The organism is Stenotrophomonas sp. STEN056 (assembly GCF_056759635.1).
This window is the reverse complement of the sequence record NZ_JBRRDL010000027.1, coordinates 48,162-54,292: the sequence shown is the minus strand read 5'-3', so window position 1 is coordinate 54,292 and position 6,131 is coordinate 48,162. Positions and strand designations below refer to the sequence as shown.

Annotated in this window: 7 protein-coding genes; 3 read left to right on the top strand and 4 right to left on the bottom strand. The window is 64.3% G+C overall.

Going from position 1 to position 6,131, the window contains the following annotated elements; all coding sequences use genetic code 11:
* Window positions 1-118: 118 nt before the first annotated feature.
* From minE to ACVOLO_RS13910, 4 genes are read right to left on the bottom strand one after another with little or no spacing between them, the layout of a single operon-like run.
* Entirely contained in the window at window positions 119-376 is a 258-nt protein-coding gene (gene minE / locus ACVOLO_RS13925) for a cell division topological specificity factor MinE (RefSeq protein ID WP_481570908.1), read from the bottom strand.
* 2 nt (window positions 377-378) lie between these two features.
* Window positions 379-1,188: a septum site-determining protein MinD gene (minD, locus tag ACVOLO_RS13920; RefSeq protein WP_481570907.1), complete on the bottom strand. Its 810-nt coding sequence runs from the start codon at window positions 1,186-1,188 to the stop codon at window positions 379-381.
* Between the two features lie 33 nt (window positions 1,189-1,221).
* Window positions 1,222-1,992 (bottom strand): septum site-determining protein MinC, encoded by a 771-nt coding sequence (gene minC / locus ACVOLO_RS13915; protein WP_481570906.1) that lies wholly within the window; start codon window positions 1,990-1,992, stop codon window positions 1,222-1,224.
* 2 nt (window positions 1,993-1,994) lie between these two features.
* Window positions 1,995-2,585 (bottom strand): GNAT family N-acetyltransferase, encoded by a 591-nt coding sequence (locus ACVOLO_RS13910; protein ID WP_481570905.1) that lies wholly within the window; start codon window positions 2,583-2,585, stop codon window positions 1,995-1,997.
* A gap of 160 nt (window positions 2,586-2,745) precedes the next feature.
* On the opposite strand from ACVOLO_RS13910, the gene ACVOLO_RS13905 reads away from it, so the two are divergent.
* The 3 genes from ACVOLO_RS13905 (at window position 2,746) to ACVOLO_RS13895 (ending at window position 6,103) form a co-directional block, all read left to right on the top strand.
* On the top strand, window positions 2,746-3,945 hold the full coding sequence (locus ACVOLO_RS13905) for a sensor histidine kinase (RefSeq protein WP_481570904.1): 1,200 nt from the start codon (window positions 2,746-2,748) through the stop codon (window positions 3,943-3,945).
* A complete protein-coding gene (locus ACVOLO_RS13900) occupies window positions 3,945-4,586 on the top strand; it encodes a response regulator (protein ID WP_481570903.1) in 642 nt (213 codons plus the stop codon). The genes ACVOLO_RS13905 and ACVOLO_RS13900 overlap by 1 nt, the downstream gene beginning before the upstream one ends.
* A gap of 368 nt (window positions 4,587-4,954) precedes the next feature.
* Window positions 4,955-6,103 carry a polyketide cyclase gene (locus tag ACVOLO_RS13895; protein ID WP_481570902.1) on the top strand — a complete coding sequence of 383 codons (1,149 nt, stop codon included), beginning with the start codon at window positions 4,955-4,957 and terminating at the stop codon, window positions 6,101-6,103.
* Window positions 6,104-6,131: the final 28 nt, after the last annotated feature.

Below are 6,131 nucleotides of genomic sequence, written 5' to 3'. Positions count from 1 at the left end.
CAACTCCCCGCCCCACTGTCGTTGTGTCTGGTGGTGGGGGTTGTTCTCGGGGGGCTCTGGCACATCTACCCCGGGGGGCTCCTGTGCTCCCGGCCCCCCCGGCAGGGTAGTGCGGGTGTCAGGCCTGTGGCCCTTCCGGCAGGGCGACGGAGATATCGAGCACGTCGTGCTCGCCATCCTTCACCAGGTCCACCTTGACCGCATCGGCGTCGATGTTGACGTACTTCTTGATCACTTCCAGCAGCTCGCGCTGCATCAGCGGCAGGTAGTCCGGGCCGCCGCGGTGGCTGCGTTCCTGCGCGATGATGATCTGCAGGCGGTTCTTGGCGGTTTCGGCCGTGGTCTTCTTGGTCTTGAGGAAATCAAAAAGTCCCATCGTCACCCTCCGAACAGCTTGCTGAAGAAGCCCTTTTTCTCAACGGTGGTGAAGCGCATCGGGCGCTCTTCACCGAGGATGCGCGCAACGGCGTCGTCGTAGGCCTGGCCGGCCGGGGATTCGCTGTCCAGGATCACCGGCTCACCCTTGTTCGAGGCATTGAGCACGTCACCGGATTCGGGGATCACGCCGATGGCCTTCAGCCCCAGCACTTCTTCCACGTCGGTGATGCTGAGCATCTCGCCGGTTTCCACCCGTGGCGGGCTGTAGCGGGTAAGCAGCAGGAAGGCCGGCACGCTCTTGCCAGCTTCAGCGTTGGCGGTCTTGGAGTCGAGTAGACCGATGATGCGGTCCGAGTCGCGCACCGAGGACACTTCCGGGTTCACCACCACAACGGCGCGGTCGGCGAAGTACATCGCCAGGAAGGCGCCCTTCTCGATGCCGGCCGGGGAGTCACAGATGATGAAGTCGAAGCCGTCGGCGGCCAGGTCCTTGAGGACCTTCTCCACGCCTTCCTTGTTCAGTGCGTCCTTGTCGCGGGTCTGCGACGCCGCCAGCACGTACAGGTTGTCAAAGCGCTTGTCCTTGATCATGGCCTGCTTCAGCGTGGCCTCGCCGTGGACGACGTTGACGAAGTCGTACACCACCCGGCGCTCGCAGCCCATGATCAGGTCCAGGTTGCGCAGGCCGACGTCGAAGTCGATGACGGCAACCTTCTTGCCACGGCGTGCAAGGCCGCACGCGATGCTGGCGCTGGAAGTGGTCTTGCCCACGCCACCTTTGCCGGAAGTGACTACGATGATTTCAGCCAAAGGATCTCTCCTGAATGTTTCTGGTGAGCCGCGTCAATCAAGCGCAGCGATCATGATCTGGTCCTGTTCCAGCCAGACCTGCACGGCCTTGCCGCGCAGGTTGTCGGGAATATCGTCCAGTACCTTGTAACGTCCTGCAATGGCGACCAGTTCAGCGTGGAAGTCGCGGCAGAAAATCCGCGCGCCCTCGTTGCCTTGTGCGCCGGCCAGTGCACGGCCCCGCAGCGTACCGTAGATGTGGATGCTGCCGTCGGCGATCACCTCGGCACCGGCGCCCACTGTTGCAAGTACGGTCAGGTCGCAGTTCTCGGCATACAGCTGTTGACCGGAGCGGACCGTCGCGCGCTGCATGCGGCCGGGTTGCGGTGCAGCGGAGGGCGCTGCGGCCGGCGCGGCCTTGGCCTTGGGTTCGGCGGCACGCGGTGGCGGGGCCGCCGGTGCAGGTTCCGCTTCGCCCGCGGCCCGCTCGTACTGCGCGCGGAACTTGGCCAGCAGGGGCAGGCCAAGTTGTTCGGCGAGGCGTTCGGTTTCCTGCGTGCCGTAGGCCAGTGCCACCGGCAGGACGCCGGCCTGGCGCAGGCCATTGAGCAGCTCCTGGGCGGTGGCCAGATCCGGGAGCTGGCTCAGCCCACCGAAGTCCAGGATCACCGCCGCGCGGCCAAACAACTTGGGTGCGCGTGACACCCGTTCGTGCATTTCCTGGACCAGTCGCGCCACATCCAGGGTGCGGATACGCAGGTTGGCGATGCCGACCTGCCCGATTTTGAGTTCACCTGCTTGTTCGTAATCCAAATTCACTGCCATGTTCAGGTTCCCGTCGGCCGCTGTTGCAGTGGCCGACGTGTGTTGCCCACCCAGGGAACGTCGGGCAGGTTGTCTCCGTAGGTCTCCTTCACCCACTCGTAGCTGCACAGTTCCTTGAGCAGCATGCTGGCACGCACGTCCAGCGACGGCATGGTGTTCTGGCCTACTTCGCGGAAGCCGAAGCTGCCGTGGAACAGCAGCGCGGCATCGGCGCCGTGGTCCAGGAACACCTCGCAGGCCATCTGCGGATAACGCAGTTCGGCGTAGCTTTGGGCATCGGCATAGAACGCGCGCCCGACACCACCACCCCGGCGGCGGCTGGCCACCACGATGCGGTCGATATAGAAAAAGCTGGGATAGCGCTGCTGGAACCAGGCGAAGTTGCAGCTGTCGTGGCTGCTGTCGCTGCCGTAACCCACCAGGAAGCCGGCCATGTTGCCGTCGCGCTCGGCGATGCGGAAGTACTCTGCGGTCTCGTAGAAACGCCGGACTTTGGCGGCGTCGAGCGGCAGGATGGCAAGGCCCGCGTTGTTGTTCAGTGCCAGGACGGAATCGAGCTCATGCTCGCGCACGTCGCGGATGACAATCGACATTGTGACTCCGTGGGGTGAAGCGGTGGACCCTGAGGCTTTGCCGGCGATTATCGCATGGGGGGCCGGGGTGGGCGAGCGCCGATGACCGCCCCGGCATGGCGGCCGGAGCCATGACTTCCGTGGGAGGGCGCAAAGCGCCTGCGCTCCTTACCATGCACGCATGTTGGGACATCTCAGCCACACTCGCGTCCTCCGTCTGGCCGGCTTGTTCACCTGGGCCCTGGTCAGCTTGCCGTTGGTCTACACCCAGTACGCCCCCGAGGAGGGCATGCTCCAGCCCGGGGCCGGCGAGGCCACCTGGCTGTTCGCCGCGTACCTGGCCTTCGGGGGCTGCTATTTCTGGCTGACCCGGGGGCTCAATGCGGCCGGGCACACCGGCTGGTATGACCGCCTGGCGCTGCTGGTGTTGACCATTTCAGCGCTGGCCGTGAGCTACATCTCCGGCACCGGCCTGGGCAGCATCCTGATGATGGTCGCGGCCGGGGTGATCCCATGGCTGTTGAGCAAGCGGGTGGGGGTGATCTGGCTGGTGGTCAGCCAGCTGGCGGTGCTGCCGGTCTACAGCCTGATCATGGGGCTGCCGCTGTTCGAGGCACTGCTGCAGTCGTTGTTGTATGGCGGGTTCTCGATGTTCGTGTTCGTGACCAGCCTGGTGGCGCGCCAGCAGACCCAGGCCCGCGAGGAGCAGCGCCGGCTCAATGCCGAACTGCGGGCCACGCGCCTGCTGTTGGCCGAAAGCGCCCGGGTCAACGAACGCACCCGCATTTCCCGCGAGCTGCATGACCTGCTGGGCCACCACCTGACGGCGCTGAGCCTGAACCTGGAAGTGGCCGGGCATATCACCGAAGGCCAGGCGCAGGAGCATGTGCGCCAGGCGCATACGCTGGCCAAGTTGCTGCTGACCGATGTGCGCGAGGCGGTCAGCCAACTGCGTGAAAGCGGCGCCATCGATCTGGCCGCCGCCCTTCGGCCATTGACTGAACGGGTGCCCTCGCTGGACATCCACCTGCAGGTGGACGAGCCGCTCAACGTCGATGACCCCGAGCGGGCCCATGTCCTGCTGCGCTGTACGCAGGAGATCATCACCAATGCCGTGCGCCATGCCGGCGCCCGTAACCTGTGGATCCGCGTGGAAAAAGAGGGCAGCAACATCGTCATCGATGCGCGTGATGACGGCATTGGTGGCGATGTGGATGAAATCCTGCCGGGGAACGGTTTGCGTGGCATGCGCGAGCGCCTGGCCGAATACGGCGGCGGCTTCGACGTCTCGGCGCGACTGGGCCAGGGCTTCCGCCTTCGCGCCAGCCTGCCGGTGGCAACCAATATGATGTTGGCCTCAGGGCCCCAAGGAGTGAGTTGATGATCCGTGTCTGCCTGGTCGACGACCAAACCCTGGTACGGCAGGGCATCCGCTCCCTGCTGGCGCTGGATGACAGTATTGAAGTGGTGGCCGAGGCCACTGATGGGCGGCATGCGGTGGAGCTGATTCCGGTCGTCAAGCCGGACGTGGTGCTGATGGACATGCGCATGCCGGTGATGTCGGGCCTGGAGGCGCTGCAGACCTTGAGCCGCTCCGGGCAGCTGCCGCCTTCGATCATCCTGACCACCTTTGATGACGACCAACTGGTGCTGGCCGGGCTCAAGGCCGGGGCCAAGGGCTACCTGCTCAAGGACGTGACCCTGGAGCAACTGGTTGGGGCGATCCGTACGGTCGCCGGTGGAGGCTCGCTGGTCCAGCCGGCGGTGACCCAGCGCCTGCTGTCGGGGCTGGAGCACATGCGCAACGAGTTTGTCAGCCTGGACCGGCCTGACCCGCTCACTGACCGGGAAACCGAGATCCTGCGGCTGATGGCCAGTGGCTTCTCCAACAAGGAGATCGCCAATTCGCTGGGCGTGGCCGAAGGGACCATCAAGAACCACGTCTCCAACATCCTTTCCAAGCTCGGCGTGCGGGACCGTACCCGTGCCGTGCTCAAGGCCTTCGAGCTGCAGCTGGTCTAGCCGCCAGCCCCGCCGCTGCGCCGAAATGTGCGTGCTGGCAGGGCCTGATCGGCCCGGGCGCGGTCGATGTTGGCTTCCACTGGCATCCGGTGGCGGCCAGGCTGTAAAAAAACATGCATAAATGCTGGTGCTCGGCTGTGGACTGAGGCGAAAATGGGCGCCGATGGGCCATTTCCATGGCCCGCGCTATCGCGAGAAGGCGCGAATCGTTGGTAGTGGATACGCTACCTTGCGCCGCTGCGATGCAACACCGTATTCGGCAGGGAAACCGGTACGCCATTTGTAATCAACAACGTGCGAAAAGCCTGCTAGGATGGGGGCTTCGCTTCAATCAACCCGGCCGTGGGATCGGCCACGGAGACTCCTGAATGACCCGTATTATCGAGTTCCTGATTGCCTTGGGGATCGTGGCTGGCCTGTTCGTCATCATTGGCGTGTGCCTGCCGGGCGAGCGCCATATTTCTGAAAGCATTGAAACCAACCGCAAGATGACGATCGTGTATGACACGGTCAACAGCCTCCGTCGCTTCAAGGACTGGAACCCGCTGGTGCTGCGCGACAAGGGCGTTGAGCTGAAGCTCAGTGGCCCGGAAGCAGGCAAGGGCGCCCGCCTGGACTACAGCTCCAAGGAGAGCTCGCTGGGCCAGGGCAGCTGGGAAATCACCGAAAGCGAGAAGAACAAGCGTGTCGTGATCGCCATCAATGACCAGACCCGTGGTCAGGACAAGGTCACCACCTTTACCCTCGAGCCGACCGGCAAGAACGACCGCAACGTCAAGATCACCCAGGAATACAGCGTCAAGTACGGTTTTGACCTGTTCGGCCGTTACGCCGGCCTGTACGTGAGCCGCCATGTCGGCGACGACGTCAAGCTGGGCCTGTCGCGCATGGCCAACATGCTGGCCTCGGTGCCGAACGTTGACTACCGCGCTGCCGAAGCGCCGCTGACCGACCTGAAGCTGGTGGAACTGCCGGCCCAGGATCTGCTGGTGGTCAACGCCGGCAACATCGACCGCAACAACGACACCATCCGCAAGTCCATCGAGGACAACCAGGAGTGGATCAAGCGTGCGATGGACGCCAATGGTCTTGAAGCCGCCGGCCCGGTGCGCATCGTGACCACCGACTTCGGCGCTGAAAAGTACGCGTTCGACGTGGTCCAGCCGGTCCGCAAGCGTAGTGGTGCTGCTCCGGCCGCTGCTGAAGGCGACAAGAAGGACGGCGACGCCGACAAGGCTGCTGCTGCCGCTCCGGTGGCTGCTGCCGATGGCGAGCTGAGCGTGAAGATCCCGTCGGGCAACCCGGTGACCTACGTCCACGCGGGCCCGCATCGTTCGGCCTTCGCGTCGTACAGCGGCCACATGGCTGGCCTGGACATCGCCCGCAACGCGCTGCGCGCCTGGGCGACGACCAATGGCTATGAAGTGATCGATCGTCCGTATGAGTCGTGGAAGGGTGGCGTGGCCAAGGGCTTCACCACTGAAGGTGCCTACGACGTGTACTGGGCAGTCAAGTAACTGCTGCACGGTTGTCACTGATGCAGTG

Excerpts from the sequence above, each read along its gene's own strand:
- ACVOLO_RS13905 (WP_481570904.1), top strand. The coding sequence starts at position 2,746 with ATGTTGGGACATCTCAGCCACACTCGCGTCCTCCGTCTGGCCGGCTTG.
- minC (WP_481570906.1), bottom strand. The coding sequence starts at position 1,992 with ATGGCAGTGAATTTGGATTACGAACAAGCAGGTGAACTCAAAATCGGG.
- minE (WP_481570908.1), bottom strand. The coding sequence starts at position 376 with ATGGGACTTTTTGATTTCCTCAAGACCAAGAAGACCACGGCCGAAACC.
- ACVOLO_RS13900 (WP_481570903.1), top strand. The coding sequence starts at position 3,945 with ATGATCCGTGTCTGCCTGGTCGACGACCAAACCCTGGTACGGCAGGGC.
- ACVOLO_RS13910 (WP_481570905.1), bottom strand. The coding sequence starts at position 2,585 with ATGTCGATTGTCATCCGCGACGTGCGCGAGCATGAGCTCGATTCCGTC.
- ACVOLO_RS13895 (WP_481570902.1), top strand. The coding sequence starts at position 4,955 with ATGACCCGTATTATCGAGTTCCTGATTGCCTTGGGGATCGTGGCTGGC.